Raw genomic sequence first — 14,826 nt, 5'->3', positions numbered from 1 at the left:
AGGGTCGCGATACCTTCGTGCTGTCTCTGAACCATGCTGGTGCCCTCAGGCAAGCTGATGAAATTACAGACTTTTCCCCCGGCAGCGATCGCCTCAAACTTCAAGGACGGCTGCAGTTTGAAGATCTTGAATTGATCAACGGTCGGGGCAACTATGCTGGCAGCACCCTGGTGCGCCACAAAAACAGCGGCAATTACCTGGCCATCCTCACGGGCGTAACCGCGAAACAGTTGCAAACCAGAGATGCTGCCCTGCAGAGGTCTTCCTTGCCGGGGTTTCCTGGGCGCTTTAGCTTCACCACGCCGCGCTATACGGTGAATGAAAGTGCTGGCACCGTCACCATCACCGTCACCCGCACCGGCGGCAGCACCGGCCCAGCTCAGGTTGCCTATCGCACCATTGGTCGAGGCACCGCCACACCTGGGGAAGACTACAATATCGCCTCCGGCGTCCTTTCGTTCGCTGATGGACAGACCAACCGCCGGTTTACCCTGCAAATCCTAGACGACAACCTGGACGAGCCCAATGAAACGGTTCGTATTGAATTGATCAACCCCAGCGAAGGCGCAGAATTGGGCACCAAGGTGGCTACTCTCACTATCTTGGATGACGACGTGGCTGGCAGTATTCCGCCTGCCGTCTCGATTCAAACCAGCGATGTCACCAAGTTTGCGCCTACGAGCAGTCAAGCGGCGATCGCTGCCCTCAATGGCCCCTCCGTCACCATCGGCACTCAAACGATCTACATCGGTACCTGGCAACGCACTAGCATCAACCAAGATCCGATTATCGCCAGCTTTGACAGCGCCAACCCTGCCAATAACTGGGTGCGAACCAACTATGAAAGCACCGGGGCCGATGGCCGCGGCTATGGTCTCTTTTGGGATGGCACCCATCTCTATGGCGTTTTCAGCGTAGACGGCACCCAAGGCACGTCTAGCGAAGACTTCCGTCGCGTCGCCAATACAGCCACCCAAGCTTGGCTGCGCAGCTATGGCCAGGGCGGCGGCGCAAAAATTGGCGTGTTGGCGAGAATCAACCCTGCGACGGGGGAGATGACCACCGCGGCCCATTTATCTGCTCGACTGAGCAATGGCAACTCCAACACCTTGGTGATTAAGGATATGTTTATCAACAGCAACAATAACCTAGTGGTACGGGCAGATTCCTGGTTTTCGCCCCGCAATCCCGATGGATCGGCCATGACCCAAACCGGCTCCGGTGGTTCACCCCACGATTACACCGTGGAACTCACCCGAGATCTACGCACCGTTGTGAGCACCTCGGCTGTAGGCTGGGTGCCCTAAGCACCTCCCTCCTATCCTGCCCCGACTAAGTCACAGTTTCTTGACTAAACGGAGTTCTGTTTGGGGCAATACAGAACTGCTGGCTGGGGTGCCAAGACTTTTCGGATAACTGCGTAGCATTCTTGAGCAACGACGATCTAGGCCGCGATCGCCCTCTCCTCTTTTGAAAGGCGATCGCGGCCTAGTTTCGCAAGAATTTGTCGATCTTCGGCGCAATTAGTGATGAAGCAAGAGAGCCTCTCCCCTTACAATAGGAGTTCAAAACTGCTGTATTGCCACGCATTATGTGAGGAGTTGGACGTGCCGAAGTCCGCAAAGTATTTACTCATTGGGTCTACCGAAGCCTATAGCGGAAAATCTGCCGCCACCCTAGGCATTGCCCATCAGCTTCGTCATAAGGGGCTAGACATTAGCTACGGCAAGCCTCTTGGCACCTGCCCCAGTGAATCCAGCATGGATCAGATCGACGAAGATGTGCGGTTTATTGGCGAGGCTCTCCAACTACCCAGCGATCGCCTCCTGCCCACCCTGTTGCGGTTGGATGATGCCAGCATTACCCAGCGCTTGCATGGCCATGATGCCAAGGACTATCAGCAGGCCCTCAAACACTACATGCAAACCTCCGTGGGTGATCTGGTGCTTTTGGAGGGAGCTGGAACACTCCATGAAGGGCATTTGTTTGACGTATCCCTGGCCCAAACAGCGCAGGTTCTAGGCGCTGCCGTTGTTCTGACAGCTCGCTTTCATTCAGTGCTGGCCATTGATGCAATTCTTGCTGCCCAGCAGCATCTGGGCGATACCTTAGCAGGCGTGATTCTCAACGATGTGCCTGCCGACCAGATTGAGATGGTAGACAGTCAAGTTAAGCCTTTTCTAGAAGCCAATGGCATTGCTGTATTTGGCATTTTGCCCCACAGCGAACTCCTGCGCAGCGTCAGTGTGGGAGAACTTACCCATCGCCTGAATGCCGAGGTTCTCTGCTGCCGCGATCGCCTCGACTTGATGGTGGAAAGCTTGACCATTGGGGCGATGAACGTCAACTCCGCCCTCAAGTACTTCCGTAAAGCGCGGAATATGGCCGTTGTCACCGGGGGCGATCGCACCGATCTCCAGCTTGCTGCCCTAGAAACCTCCACCCAATGCCTGATCTTGACCGGTCATCTGCCGCCTGCCCCTAGCATTCTCAGCCGAGCAGAAGATCTAGAAATTCCGATCCTATCGGTAGACCTTGATACCCTCACCACGGTTGAAATCATCGATCATGCATTTGGGCAAGTGCGCCTCCATGAAACCATCAAGGTGAAATGTGTCTTCGACCTGATGGACAAGCACTTCGACGTTGATCGCTTGATTCAAACCCTCGGATTAGAGCCAGCCATCCCCGCCTAAGGTGGAGCGGTTGCTCAACCGATCGCATAGGGCACCACTCTAGTGGCATGACAGGAACTGGTGCCTGCTATGGACTCAACTCACACCCTACCTTGGGACAGGATGCCATGAATCATCAAGATATTAAGACGTTTCTGGACGACCTAAAAAGCACCCAGGAAGCCACCCGTACCCGCGCTACCCAATCGCTTTGGCAATGCTGGTTTCGTCAAAAGGGAATCCAAGGGCTGCAACAGCTCGAAGAAAGCCAGGGGCTCTTGATTGCTGGCAAGCATCAGCAGGCGGAAGCCATGCTCACCGAAATTATCACCGCCCAGCCTGACTTTGTGGAAGCTTGGAATCGTCGGGCTGTGCTCTACTACGTGATCGGAGACTATCAGAAATCGCTCCTCGACTGCGATCGCGTCATAGAACTCATGCCCGTCCACTTTGGCGCACTGCATGGTAAGGGTCTGAGTCATATGGCCTTGGGTAACTACATCGCCGCCATTCAGGCCTTTCGCCAAGCCCTGGCGGTTCAGCCCTATGCCCTGATCAACCAAAAGCTGATTCTAGAATGCACCGCCAAGCTGAGCTAGGGGTATCCACCCTCCCGTCTGGGCATGCAGCCTGGCATAATGGATCGTCACAGGATAGTGACCGACCCTTTCACTCAGCTAGGATGACTCTACCAATCCGCAACGCTCGTATTCGCCTGCCCCAAGGCCAGCTCTTTTGGAAGGAAGTAGGCACTGGCCCCACCATCATATTTCTACATGGAGCTTGGAGCGATAGTGGTGAATGGGCTCCTTTGCTGGATAGCTTGAGCGATCGCTTCCACTGTATCGCGCCTGACCTGTTGGGGTTTGGTGAGTCAGAACGGCTAGGCCACTACTCCATTGCTCTAGAAACGGAATGCTTGGCCGACTACCTGGATACCCTGCGCATTTCTCAGGTCTATCTCGTCGGTCATTCCGTTGGTGCCTGGGTTGCGGCGAATTATGCCCTGCAGTATGCCCATCAAGTGAGTGGTTTGGTGCTGATTGACCCTGAGGGGGTTGAGCTAGACAACCATCGCTATCCCTGGCGACGAGCGCGGGGATGGGTCGGTTCCTTTCCCATCTGGACGTTACTTCTGTGGCTGCTGCGTCCTTTCGCTTGGCTGCTGGGCAAGCAGTCGCAATGGCGATCGCACCACCGAACGTACCAAACCCTGAAGCGATCGCCGGCGGGCTGTCGTCTACTTTTCCAGCGACGCTGGCCCGAACTGCAGGCAGAACTGCTGACTGAGCGGATTCCCTGGCTGAAGCAGCCCCTGCTGGTGGTACAGACTCCAACAGCCAGCGCCAGCCAACGGGAGATGGCCCAACGCTACGCTGCAGCCCCCCAGGCCTATCTCCAGCCCACCCCTGCCGACCTCAGTGACTTGTCCGACGCCATCTGCGCCATGATCGCTGGGGAAGCCGGTGAGCACCCGGATGAATCTGGGGATGATCGAGGGATGATCTAGGGTAGAAACTGTAGACTATAGAGCCGAGATAGCTCATGGTCTAAAGTTTTGAGCACCTTGGTGTTCGATCGCTTCAGCAGCGCCTCCCACTCTCCTAGCTCCGTCAACAGCACCTCGGCTCCCAAGTAGGTTTCCAGAATAGCCCAATTCTCTGCCAGGGCCGATTCTGGGTTCACTACATCAAATACCAGGGTGCCGCCGGGCTTCAGCACCCGCCGCATTTCGGTTAAAACCGCTTCCCAATAATCCAAAGGGTAGTAGCAACTGAAGCCAGTGGCGATCGCGAGATCAAACTGCTGATCCTCATACTGCAACTGATGGGCCGGCCCCTTGACCGCGCCCTTAAACAGCTTGGAATTGAGCTGTGGGGCGCGGGAGTTCAGGCTATCGCAGGCGATGGCGCTGATATCTTGCCCATAGAAAAAGGCATTCCAATCGCGCCATGGGTAGATTAAAAAACTGACGCCACAGCCCACATCGAGGCAACGCTGACTTTTCTTGGGCTGCACCAGTTTCCAAAAGGGAGCGGCAATCCGAGACGTGAGCCCTCCAGATGTCCAGTCGCGAAAAATGGGCATCGCTTCCACTTCCGCTGGTAGATCAAAAGGCTGACCTTGATACTCACGGTTGAACCGCTCCGCCACGGCATCAATTTGGTTGTACCAGGACGAGCGATCGCCCATATCCCCCAACGCGCCGGCCAATGAAGAATCATCCCAGGGCATCCTGCTGCTTCCACCTCAGTAACAAAATTCAAGCTGTGCCACGATCTAAGACCTTGATCTTAGTCATCCCGGAACCCACAGAGCTCCTACCCCCTTTATGTCTCGGGAGTGCTAGGGCAACCAGCCCTATCCAAGGGCGCAAATGCTGATACGGGCTTAGCCTTTGAGGGCCTTCGTAAAGTTTTGGCGATAGGACTTGTTGGCCACCAGCAGCACTGGCCACATCAGGGATAGGTAGAGACGACCACCGCTAAAGTTGGTGCGGTGAAACCCAGCCCAAAATTTCCAGATGCCACCTGCATAAACAACTGCCAGGGCAATAATCAGAAGGTTCACCATAGGTACCACTCAACAATTCCAACTAAAACTTGAGACTAGACATAGACCTGCCTCTTAACTCTATCATTTCGCCCTTAATCGGCGGCTGAACAGCCACGTTAGTAGGGCAGGGAGTGTAGGGCAGCCAACAAAATTCTAGCGTCTCTTCACGATATGCTGAACAAGATAAGCTCATCCTAAACATGTTTAGCACCCTACACTAGATGCACGGGCTAGGGAATAAATCAGCCAGAATATGCCCTGTTCTTAACACATCTATTTTTCTCGTTCGATCGCTAAACAGATGAGCTTCCTAGAGAAAAATGCCGTAAATGCTGAATTCTTCGCTATGCTCAAGGTGATGCGGTGATAGCAAAATCAATATTTTTTAATTGTTATTCACAAAATGTAATAACAGATGGATATGACCAATCTTGCCTACCTGCTCATCAGATTGCTTGGCATATCCAGCAAGGCAGACTCAGGACCCATCGCCTTCCCTAGGGCTGCGCAGGGGGCGATCGCTCCATTGGATAGGAGATTCGAGATGTGTCACCTTAGAGGCTGACCTGAGATGTAAGCAGTGCTGAAGCAGCATGGTGTAGCGAATTAAGGAGGGTATATGCGAGCAGTGCTCATGGCTGGCGGATCAGGAACGCGGTTACGGCCGCTGACCAGCGATGTTCCCAAACCAATGGTGCCGATTCTCAATCGTCCCATTGCCGAACATATCGTCAATCTGCTCAAGCGTCACGACATCACCGAAATTATCGCGACGCTTCACTATCTTCCCGATGTCATGCGCGATTACTTCCAAGACGGCAGTGATTTCGGGGTGCAGATGACCTATGCCGTGGAAGAAGATCAGCCTTTGGGGACTGCCGGCTGTGTCAAAAATGTATCGGAATTACTCGATGAAACCTTTGTGGTGATCAGCGGCGATAGCATCACCGATTTTGACCTCAGTGCAGCGATCGCCTTCCACAAAGCTCGTCGTTCCAAAGCCACGCTGGTACTGACCCATGTCCCAAACCCGGTGGAGTTTGGTGTGGTGATCACCGATGATCAGCAGCGTATCCGCCGCTTTTTAGAAAAGCCTTCAAGCAGCGAAATTTTTTCCGACACGGTCAACACCGGCATTTACATCCTAGAACCCGAGGTGCTTCGCTACTTACCTGCCAATCAAGAAGCTGATTTCTCCAAAGATCTTTTCCCCACCTTGCTGGAGCAAGGTGAACCCATGTATGGCTATATTGCTGAGGGCTATTGGTGTGACGTCGGCCATTTGGAAGCTTACCGTGAAGCTCAGTATGATGCCCTCTATCGTCGAGTGCATGTGGAGTATGGCTATGAAGAGCGATCGCCTGGTCTGTGGATAGGACAAAATACCCGCATTGACCCCAGCGCCAAGATTAAAACACCGGTGATGATTGGCACCAACTGCCGCATTGGCCCCCGGGTATCCATCGGCTCCGGCACCATTATTGGCGACAACGTCACCATCGGAGCTGATGCCGAGATTAAGCGCTCCATTATTTGGAATGGAGCCATTTTAGGCGAAGAATCTCGGCTCCTAGCTTGTGTTGCGGCTCGGGGTGTACGGGTCGATCGCCGTGCCCATGTGCTGGAAGGGGCAGTGGTGGGGTCGCTCTCCAGCGTGGGCGAAGAAGCGCAGGTCAACCAGAGCGTACGCATTTGGCCCAGCAAGATTATCGAGCCCGGTGCCATTCTCAACATGAACCTGATCTGGGGACATGTGGCCCATCGCAATCTCTTTGGCCAGCGCGGGGTATCCGGCCTAGCCAATATCGACATCACGCCAGAATTTGCCGTGCGGCTGGGGGCAGCCTATGGTTCTACCCTAAAACCCGGTTCCCACGTCACCGTCTCCCGCGACCAGCGCAGTATTTCTCGCATGGTGTCGCGATCGCTGATTGCGGGTCTGATGTCCGTTGGCATCAATGTGCAAAATCTAGAAGCCACCGCCATTCCCCTCGCCCGCGCCGTGGTGCCCACCCTAGCTGTGGTTGGGGGGCTGCACATCCGCCTGCATCCTGAACGCTGCGATCACATGCTCATCGAGTTTTTTGATGAACATGGTATCAACCTCTCCAAGGCCCACGAGAAAAAAATCGAAGGAGCCTATTTTAAAGAAGACTTCCGCCGGGCCCAGGTCGCCGAGATCGGTCAGGTGGTCTATCCCACCCAGGTAGTTGACCTCTACAGCATTGTCTTTGAACGCCATCTCAACATCAACACCATCCGCACCAGCAACTCCAAGGTGGTGATCGACTACGCCTACGCGGTATCGGGAGCTATCCTACCCCAGCTTCTAGCCAAATTTGGCTGTGACGCTGTGGTGCTTAATGCCAGCCTCAGTCAGCTCGCTCCCTCCATCTCCGATCGCGAAGTCCTGCTAGATCAGCTAGGCCATGTAGTAGAGGCCCTCAAGGCCAATTTGGGCGTGCAGGTTTCCGCCAACGGTGAACAGCTCATTCTGGTGGACGAGTCCGGCAGCGCCATCCGGGGAGAACAGCTCACCGCCTTGATTATTCACATGCTGCTCACAGATCATCCCCGCAGTACGGTAGTGGTGCCCGTGAATGCCTCCAGCGCCGTGGAGCAGATTGCCCACCGCCACGATAGTACCGTCGTGCGTACCAAGGCTAATCCCACGGCCCTCATGGAAGCCTGCCACTCTAACCGTAATGTGGTGGTCGGCGGTAGCGGTGAAATGGGCTTCATCTTTCCCCAGCTCCACCCTGGGTTTGACGCCATGTTCTGCATTGCCAAGCTCATGGAAATGCTCACCCTCCAGGATCGCTCCCTGGGGCAAATTCGCGCCGACCTACCCCGAGTCTGCCATCGTTCGATTACCGTGCGTTGCCCTTGGACAGTGAAGGGGGCTCTGATGCGTCGCTTGGTTGAAAGCCATCCGGCAGAGACCCTGGACTTGACCGATGGCGTGAAAATTCTTAATTCCCAACAGCCCGATAGCTGGATTCTCATCTTGCCTGACGCCGGTGAGCCTTTAGTACACCTGGCAGCCAACAGCAACGATCGCGGCTGGGTAGACGAAACCTTACGAGAGTATCGCTCCTATGTCCAAGACTTTGTCAATCACGAGTTGGGCATGGAAGAATTAGATCACGATCAGAGTTTAGAAAGTGTATTACTGTAGCTGCTGAGGGAAACCTAGAAGCGATCGCCACTTACTGCTTCAGCAGGGTGCTTGTAATCTTGAGGACTAAGGAATGAATAACTTTATTTTGATGGCGGAAATTGTCAAAGATCCTGAATTGCGCTATACCCCGGATGGGCAAACCGCGATCGCAGAATTGGTGGTGCAATTTCCGGGGCTCCGCGATAATGACCCTATGGAAACCATTAAGGCTGTGGGCTGGGGCAACTTGGCTCAAAGCATCCAGGCTCAATATCACCAGGGCGATCGCGTTGTCCTAGAAGGACGGTTGGGCATGAATACCGTCGAGCGTCCTGAAGGCTTTAAGGAAAAGCTGGCCGAAATGACCATTCAGCGCATTTACCCCCTCGGCGCGGATACCCTCCTGACCACCTCGATCCAATCGGGCTCCGACACATCTAGCTCATCGTCGGCAGCACCGCCGCCAGCCCCTCGCCCCGTGGCCGCTCCCCCCGTTGCCCATACCGCCCCAGCTCCCTACACGCCCCCTGCGGCTCCGCCAGCCCCAGCCTATCAACCCCCGGCCTATCAGCCTCCCGCTGACCCTGAACCTAACTACGACGACATTCCTTTCTAGCCCTTGATAGGTTGCCCCATCGTTTCCCCTCATCCCCCAGCCCCTTCTCCCACAAGGGGAGAAGGGGAGCCAGATACAGTTGTAGGTACTAAATTTCAAAGCCCCTCTACCGTTCTGGGAGAGGTGTTTGGGGTGAGGGTCTTCGACTTAGTACATAGAACGTTTGGTGCAGCGGTGTCCTTAGGGATGCCGCTGTTGGCATTTGAACTCCGCGCCGATGATGCATCAGTCTCATCCAATATCCCATCTGCCCTACATCATCGCGAAATTAGCCCATCCGTGAGCTAATCACTTGCTCGATATGGATCATTGATCACGGATTTTGCCAAACTTTGCTAGGTTAATGGGTAAGAGATTTTAGATTTTCATAACAACTCACGTTAACGATTCATGGTTGCCCAATCCTACGAGGCCTTGCCTCAAATTAGCGTAGAAGACTTTGCGGAGTATCTCGCCCAGCGGCAGGATCATCCAGGGGTCGTCGCGCCCCTCCAGTTACTTGACGTGCGGGAACCTCAAGAGGTGGCGATCGCTCATCTAGAGGGCTTTATGAATTTACCCCTCAGTCAATTTGCTGATTGGTCTGACCAAGTTCTAACCCAGCTTGACCCTGATACAGAAACCATTGTCATGTGCCATCACGGGATACGCTCAGCGCAGATGTGTCAGTGGTTGGCACATCAGGGCTATACCAACGTCAAAAACCTAGCAGGGGGCATTGCTGCCTACGCGATTCGCGTTGATCCAAGTGTTCCGCAGTATTAACCTGATGGAATTTAGGATCCCCCGTAGTTCTTGCTACGATCGCGGTGTCATTGAGAACGCTACAGTCTTACGTAGCATCTCTATCCATTTTTGTTTTCACTTAGCTTTAAGATTTTATCGGCTATGCAAATTAAGCTAAGCGATCGCCAACAGCAGGTTCTTTGGGCTACCGTGCGCCACTATGTAGCAACGGCTAAGCCGGTTGGATCTGGGGCGTTAATTGAAGAATTTAATCTCAACGTCAGCTCGGCGACGGTGCGCAATGCCATGGGGCGGTTGGAAAAAGCAGGTCTGCTCTATCAACCCCACACCTCTGCCGGCCGGGTGCCGTCGGATTCCGGCTATCGCATCTATGTCGATCATTTGATTAAGCCATCGGACACGATCGCTCGTCAGGTGGATCAACTCCTGTCCGATCAGCTGCAGGCAGAAACCTACAGTGTGGATGTTTTGCTGCGCCATGCGGCTCAGATTTTGTCGAACATCAGTGGCTACATTGCCCTGGTTACCCTACCCCAGTCGCGCACGGCCCATCTGCGCCATGTGCAGCTCGTGCAGGTGGATACGCGGCGGATCATGCTGGTGGTGGTGCTCGATTGCTACGAGACGCAGTCGGTGTTGATCACCCTGCCGCAGTTAGACACGCCCACCGATCCAGAAAGCCTTGACCGGGAGTTGCAAATTCTCTCCAATTTCCTCACCCAGCAACTGCGAGAGCGATCGCTGAATGACTTATCTACCTTGGATTGGACAGAACTGGGACGAGAATTTGAACAGTATGCCAGCCTGTTGCAGCAATCTCTAAACCAGCTCAGCCGTCGTAGCCAAATGCCCATACCCACCCAAATTTTGGTCAGTGGCGTGGCGGAAGTGCTACGGCGACAGCCAGAATTCTCTGAGTTGCAACAAGTGCAGACCTTGATGCAGCTTTTAGAAGAGGAGCAAGATCAGCTTTGGCCGCTGATTTTTGAAACGACTGATCCGGGAACGCCGCGCAAACGGGTGGTGGTGCGCATTGGTTCAGAGAATCCCATTAAGCCCATGAATGCCTGTGCCCTAGTCTCTGCGACCTATCAACGGGATAATGTACCCGTGGGCAGTGTCGGCATGTTGGGGCCCACCCGCATGGTCTACGAAGATGCGATCGCCCTGGTGGAAGCGGCGGCGGATCATTTATCGGATGTCATGAGCCAGGCTACCTAACCGGTGCACCCCATTGCATGAAGCGAAGGTACCGGGTTTCGACTCCGCTCAACCCTCGTCTCATCAGGATGTGAGCATGGAGCAACGTCGAAATGCTTACCCATAAGTACATCCTCCTACTAACACCTACTACCCCTACGATCAGAGAGTTCCATGGTTGATAGAGAATCCCCAGTGATGGCCGGGTTGCTTGGTGTTTGTGTGGCTGATGCCCTAGGTGTCCCAGTGGAGTTCACCAGTCGGGCGGAGCGGCGGCAGGATCCGGTGACCGATATGCGCGGCTATGGCACCTGGAACCAACCTCCCGGCACCTGGTCAGACGATAGTTCGCTGATGCTGTGCTTGGCAGAAAGCCTATGCGCTGGGTTTGATCCGGAGGATATGGGCGATCGCTTTCGGCGTTGGTATGACGAGGCTTATTGGACGCCCCACGGCGACGTTTTTGATATTGGTGGCACCACTCAGCAAGCGATCGCTCAGTTGCAGCGCGGTGTGCCGGCGGTGGAGGCTGGGGGCAAGGGTGAGAGCAACAATGGCAATGGCTCGCTGATGCGCATTTTGCCGATGGCGTTCTGTGCCTCACGGTGGGAGTTGGCGCAGGTGATTCAGCAGACCCATGCGGTGTCTTGTATTACCCATGCCCATCCGCGATCGCAAATCGCCTGTGGGCTATACATCAGCATCGCAGTGCGGCTGTTGCAGGGAGATGATCTAGTGACGGCCTACCAGACGGGTCTGCAGCAGGTGGCGTCGTTCTACCAAGTGCCGCCCTTTGGGGCAGATTGGCCAGAGTTTGCCCGGATCGCGACAGGTCAGATTGACCAGTTGCCTGAAGATGCCATCACCTCTGGAGGCTATGTCGTTCACACCCTGGAAGCGTCTCTCTGGTGTCTATTAACCACTCAATCCTATCGGGATGCGGTGTTGAAGGCGGTGAATCTGGGTGGCGATACGGATACGACAGCGGCGGTGACCGGTGGGTTAGCAGGGTTAGCCTATGGTCTGGCGGGATTGCCTAGGGAGTGGCTGGGGGCGATCGCTCGCTATGACGATATTGTGGATTTGGCGCAGCGGTTGGAGCAAGCTTGGCCTGTTGGAGGTTAGGGTAGGACTGGATCGGCCGCATAGAGTACGTCTTCTTGCTGGATCGTATAAGTGGGATCCACCCAGGCGATCGCTGCCCTAGTCACCACTCCATTCTCCAGGGTCACTAGCGACATATTGCGCAGCCAGCCTGCGTCTGTGGCAACGATCCGGGGCACGCTGGCAGCATTGAGATAAACGGTGTTGTCCTGCCGCACCAACCGTTCGCGTAGCCGTTTTTTGGTGTGGCGTAGGCTGTGGTGCATATGCCCAAAGGCGACTAGGGGAACGGATTTGCCCCATTGCTTAGCCTGGGCGATCGCTCCGGTAAAATCTGGGTCACCATAGTCGCCGCCCATGGGCAGCCAATCACGACCACAGGGCGATTCAGGGCGATCGCCTAATCCTGCTGGGCCACAGTGGCCCATGAAAATGACCACCTCTTCGCTGGTTTGCTGCGTAGCCGCTCCAATTTTTTCGACGGAGGCTGCAAAACTTTCTACGCCGTAGCGATCGCGATAGAAAGACTTGTTGCGCCAGTCTGGGCCACCCCAGCTAAAGGGGCGGCTACCGACAATGCTCAGCCCTAAGTCCGGCAGGTCAAGTTTGCCATAGCCCACGTGGGCCGCGCCTAGGAGATCAAGCTGTTGCTGCACCCGATCTTCAAGCTTGCGATCGTAGGGACATTTGCGTCGCCCCCACACCGTAGCCGTATGCCAAGCATCATGGTTCCCCAAAATGACGGCCTTGGGCAAGGCCATCTCCGCCACTGATCGCACCACAGATACGGCTTCGTTGCCAAAGTCGCCGACGAGGAGCACCAGATCAACCCCGAGGTGGCGCAGGGCTTGTTCATCGTGGGTGTCCCATTGATCATGGACATCGCCAATGACCGCGAGGGTCAGCGATCGCCCCTTAGTCGGCAAGGGCGATCGGGAGAGGGGAGGCGTTAGAGAGTCAGTCATTCACTTGCTTAGCACAGTGGGCATGGCGGCATCCCCTCACCGCCGCGCGGGCTGGAGAAATGCGCCATTCCTATCCTAACCTTCTCCCCTGGCATCTCAGGCAGTCCTGCCTTAATAGGCCGGTTCGCTGCGCATGGATTTGGCCTTAGACTTAGCCCGAGCAGCGCTCTTCTTCAGGGCATCTAGGCGAGATTGATACTTGCGGCGAGCGCGTTTTTTCGGCGTTTGCTCCACCAACACCTTGAGGGCGCTTCCCAGGCTCTTGTAGGCATTGGGCAGGGTATAGCCAAACCGAGTAGCCAAGGCGATCGCTTTTTCATCGGCATCAATGGCTTCCCGCAACACCTTACTGCCGTTGTTGCGTTGATAGAGACGGAATCCTGAGAAGCCGCAGAGCGCTAGGGCTAGAACAAGGAGTAGACCATCCTGCACCCACAGTTCTCCCACCGCACCCCCAAGACCAATGGCAAGAGCCGCCATTTCCCAACCATCCCGAGGAATGGTGTCGTTTTGGATGCGGGCAACTTCATGCCAAAACAGTAAATTACGCTGATCAATGGCCAGGGCATCCCACTTTTCTAAGTCAATCTGCACCTCAACCTGATCTTTACCAATTTCTTCGGAGGTGATCAGCGGTGGTGTCACATCAATGGCAGCTTCAACGGTAACCCAACTCCGCAGCTCAGGGGGGAGGAGGCCTTTGAGGCGACGTAACTCACTTAGATCTGACCGGGCAGTGGAACTGGCAAATGAGGTCATATACCTAACCTTCGACTATGAGATAACCGGGTTCGGTGTGCATCATAACGATCGCACCTTACCCCAACTGTAGCCCTGCATACGAGACGAGGATTCCTGCCAACGTTCAGGAGCATCTGGGGAGCGATCGCCCTCACCCTATGTCTATCCTATCGTATGAACTCGCCACTCAGGAGGGCGACGGCGCTGGAGCGTTTGGCCGCAGGGCTTGCCGGAGATCGTCGGCTTGCCGAAAGGCCTGCTGGGCAGCATCTTCCTGACCGGCAAAGCGGAGGGCAGAGCCGCGGCCTGTCCAGGCTTGGATGCTCTTGGGATCCAGGGCGATCGCGTAATCATAGGCAGCGATCGCCTCGGCATGACGATCGAGGGATAGCAACACCATGCCCTGAATGTGCCATCCCTCCAGGGACGTGGGATCGAGGTTGAGCACCTCCTGGGTTGTGGCTAGGGCTGCGTCGAACTGACCCAATCGCCACAGAACGCGACTGCGTTGGGTCAACAGATCCAGTTTCAGGGAACGGGACGGGTTATAGCTTAGCGCTTGGTCATAGGCAGCGATCGCCTCTGATTCTTGCCCGGTCAGGCTAAGAATCTGCCCCTGCTGCAACCAAAGATCGGGGGATTGGGGCTGAACCTCTAGAGCTTGGCTGATGGCCGCTAGGGCCTCTCCCGTCCGCCCCAACTGCCCCAGAGCCACGGCTCGATGACCCCAGGCTGGCCCATGGCTGGGCTGGTGACTGATCACCTGATCGGCAGCAGCGATCGCCTCCTCGTAGCGCTGCAGATCAACATAGGCTTGGGCCTGGGCCGTCCAGGCCTCGGTGATGTCCTGATCACCCCATTGCCCATCGCCCTGAAGGGCCTGCTCGACAGCCACCAACGCGGCTTGCGGCTGGTCGAGGCGATTGAGCACCGTGGCCTGATGCAGCCAAGCGAGGGAAGACTTGGGAGCTAGCTGGGTGGCTTGCTGGAGGGAGATGAGGGCGGCATCGAACCGATCCAAGCGTTCTAGGAGCAATCCGCGATGAGTCCATAACGACGCCT

At 55.4% G+C, this 14,826-nt stretch carries 14 protein-coding genes; 9 read left to right on the top strand and 5 right to left on the bottom strand.

Annotated elements, in window-relative coordinates; genetic code table 11:
* The 4 genes from V6D20_13635 to V6D20_13620 form a co-directional block, all read left to right on the top strand.
* Positions 1-1,307, top strand: a 1,307-nt coding sequence (locus V6D20_13635) for a Calx-beta domain-containing protein (protein ID HEY9816822.1), incomplete at its 5' end; no start/stop codon positions are given.
* Positions 1,308-1,607: 300 nt separating this feature from the next.
* On the top strand, positions 1,608-2,696 hold the full coding sequence (locus V6D20_13630) for a phosphotransacetylase family protein (protein HEY9816821.1): 1,089 nt from the start codon (positions 1,608-1,610) through the stop codon (positions 2,694-2,696).
* 47 nt (positions 2,697-2,743) lie between these two features.
* A complete protein-coding gene (locus V6D20_13625; GenBank protein HEY9816820.1) occupies positions 2,744-3,274 on the top strand; it encodes a tetratricopeptide repeat protein in 531 nt (176 codons plus the stop codon).
* A gap of 83 nt (positions 3,275-3,357) precedes the next feature.
* Positions 3,358-4,185, top strand: coding sequence for an alpha/beta fold hydrolase (locus V6D20_13620; GenBank protein HEY9816819.1), 828 nt, complete (start codon positions 3,358-3,360; stop codon positions 4,183-4,185).
* On the opposite strand, the gene V6D20_13615 is transcribed toward V6D20_13620, so the two are convergent.
* Together V6D20_13615 and V6D20_13610 are read right to left on the bottom strand one after the other, a co-directional pair.
* Entirely contained in the window at positions 4,182-4,910 is a 729-nt protein-coding gene (locus V6D20_13615) for a class I SAM-dependent methyltransferase (GenBank protein HEY9816818.1), read from the bottom strand. The genes V6D20_13620 and V6D20_13615 overlap by 4 nt on opposite strands.
* Positions 4,911-5,066: 156 nt before the next feature.
* On the bottom strand, positions 5,067-5,249 hold the full coding sequence (locus V6D20_13610; protein HEY9816817.1) for a hypothetical protein: 183 nt from the start codon (positions 5,247-5,249) through the stop codon (positions 5,067-5,069).
* Positions 5,250-5,850: 601 nt separating this feature from the next.
* Here V6D20_13610 and V6D20_13605 point away from each other — a divergent pair.
* From V6D20_13605 to V6D20_13585, 5 genes are all read left to right on the top strand, one after another.
* A complete protein-coding gene (locus V6D20_13605) occupies positions 5,851-8,409 on the top strand; it encodes a mannose-1-phosphate guanyltransferase (protein HEY9816816.1) in 2,559 nt (852 codons plus the stop codon).
* Positions 8,410-8,482: 73 nt separating this feature from the next.
* Complete coding sequence (locus V6D20_13600; GenBank protein HEY9816815.1) at positions 8,483-9,007, top strand: single-stranded DNA-binding protein; 525 nt, start codon at positions 8,483-8,485, stop codon at positions 9,005-9,007.
* A 390-nt stretch (positions 9,008-9,397) separates the two neighbouring features.
* Positions 9,398-9,772, top strand: coding sequence for a rhodanese-like domain-containing protein (locus V6D20_13595; GenBank protein ID HEY9816814.1), 375 nt, complete (start codon positions 9,398-9,400; stop codon positions 9,770-9,772).
* A 123-nt stretch (positions 9,773-9,895) separates the two neighbouring features.
* Positions 9,896-10,975, top strand: coding sequence for a heat-inducible transcriptional repressor HrcA (hrcA, locus tag V6D20_13590; GenBank protein HEY9816813.1), 1,080 nt, complete (start codon positions 9,896-9,898; stop codon positions 10,973-10,975).
* Between the two features lie 153 nt (positions 10,976-11,128).
* Positions 11,129-12,079, top strand: a complete 951-nt coding sequence (locus V6D20_13585) for an ADP-ribosylglycohydrolase family protein (GenBank protein ID HEY9816812.1) — start codon at positions 11,129-11,131, stop codon at positions 12,077-12,079.
* On the opposite strand, the gene V6D20_13580 is transcribed toward V6D20_13585, so the two are convergent.
* The 3 genes from V6D20_13580 to V6D20_13570 form a co-directional block, all read right to left on the bottom strand.
* Positions 12,076-13,023 (bottom strand): TIGR04168 family protein, encoded by a 948-nt coding sequence (locus V6D20_13580; GenBank protein HEY9816811.1) that lies wholly within the window; start codon positions 13,021-13,023, stop codon positions 12,076-12,078. The two genes, V6D20_13585 and V6D20_13580, sit on opposite strands and share 4 nt — an antisense overlap.
* 111 nt (positions 13,024-13,134) lie before the next feature.
* Positions 13,135-13,782: a DUF3318 domain-containing protein gene (locus V6D20_13575; GenBank protein ID HEY9816810.1), complete on the bottom strand. Its 648-nt coding sequence runs from the start codon at positions 13,780-13,782 to the stop codon at positions 13,135-13,137.
* A gap of 169 nt (positions 13,783-13,951) precedes the next feature.
* On the bottom strand, positions 13,952-14,826 hold an 875-nt coding region (locus V6D20_13570; protein HEY9816809.1), incomplete at its 5' end, for a tetratricopeptide repeat protein.

This window comes from Candidatus Obscuribacterales bacterium (assembly GCA_036703605.1).
Taxonomy (GTDB): domain Bacteria; phylum Cyanobacteriota; class Cyanobacteriia; order RECH01; family RECH01; genus RECH01.
Note: the sequence above shows the minus strand (reverse complement) of the source record. Positions and strands in the feature narration are given on the sequence as shown.

Excerpts from the sequence above, each read along its gene's own strand:
- V6D20_13600 (HEY9816815.1), top strand. The coding sequence starts at position 8,483 with ATGAATAACTTTATTTTGATGGCGGAAATTGTCAAAGATCCTGAATTG.
- V6D20_13595 (HEY9816814.1), top strand. The coding sequence starts at position 9,398 with ATGGTTGCCCAATCCTACGAGGCCTTGCCTCAAATTAGCGTAGAAGAC.
- V6D20_13575 (HEY9816810.1), bottom strand. The coding sequence starts at position 13,782 with ATGACCTCATTTGCCAGTTCCACTGCCCGGTCAGATCTAAGTGAGTTA.
- hrcA (HEY9816813.1), top strand. The coding sequence starts at position 9,896 with ATGCAAATTAAGCTAAGCGATCGCCAACAGCAGGTTCTTTGGGCTACC.
- V6D20_13605 (HEY9816816.1), top strand. The coding sequence starts at position 5,851 with ATGCGAGCAGTGCTCATGGCTGGCGGATCAGGAACGCGGTTACGGCCG.
- V6D20_13625 (HEY9816820.1), top strand. The coding sequence starts at position 2,744 with ATGACAGGAACTGGTGCCTGCTATGGACTCAACTCACACCCTACCTTG.
- V6D20_13580 (HEY9816811.1), bottom strand. The coding sequence starts at position 13,023 with ATGACTGACTCTCTAACGCCTCCCCTCTCCCGATCGCCCTTGCCGACT.
- V6D20_13585 (HEY9816812.1), top strand. The coding sequence starts at position 11,129 with ATGGTTGATAGAGAATCCCCAGTGATGGCCGGGTTGCTTGGTGTTTGT.
- V6D20_13615 (HEY9816818.1), bottom strand. The coding sequence starts at position 4,910 with ATGCCCTGGGATGATTCTTCATTGGCCGGCGCGTTGGGGGATATGGGC.
- V6D20_13620 (HEY9816819.1), top strand. The coding sequence starts at position 3,358 with ATGACTCTACCAATCCGCAACGCTCGTATTCGCCTGCCCCAAGGCCAG.
- V6D20_13610 (HEY9816817.1), bottom strand. The coding sequence starts at position 5,249 with ATGGTGAACCTTCTGATTATTGCCCTGGCAGTTGTTTATGCAGGTGGC.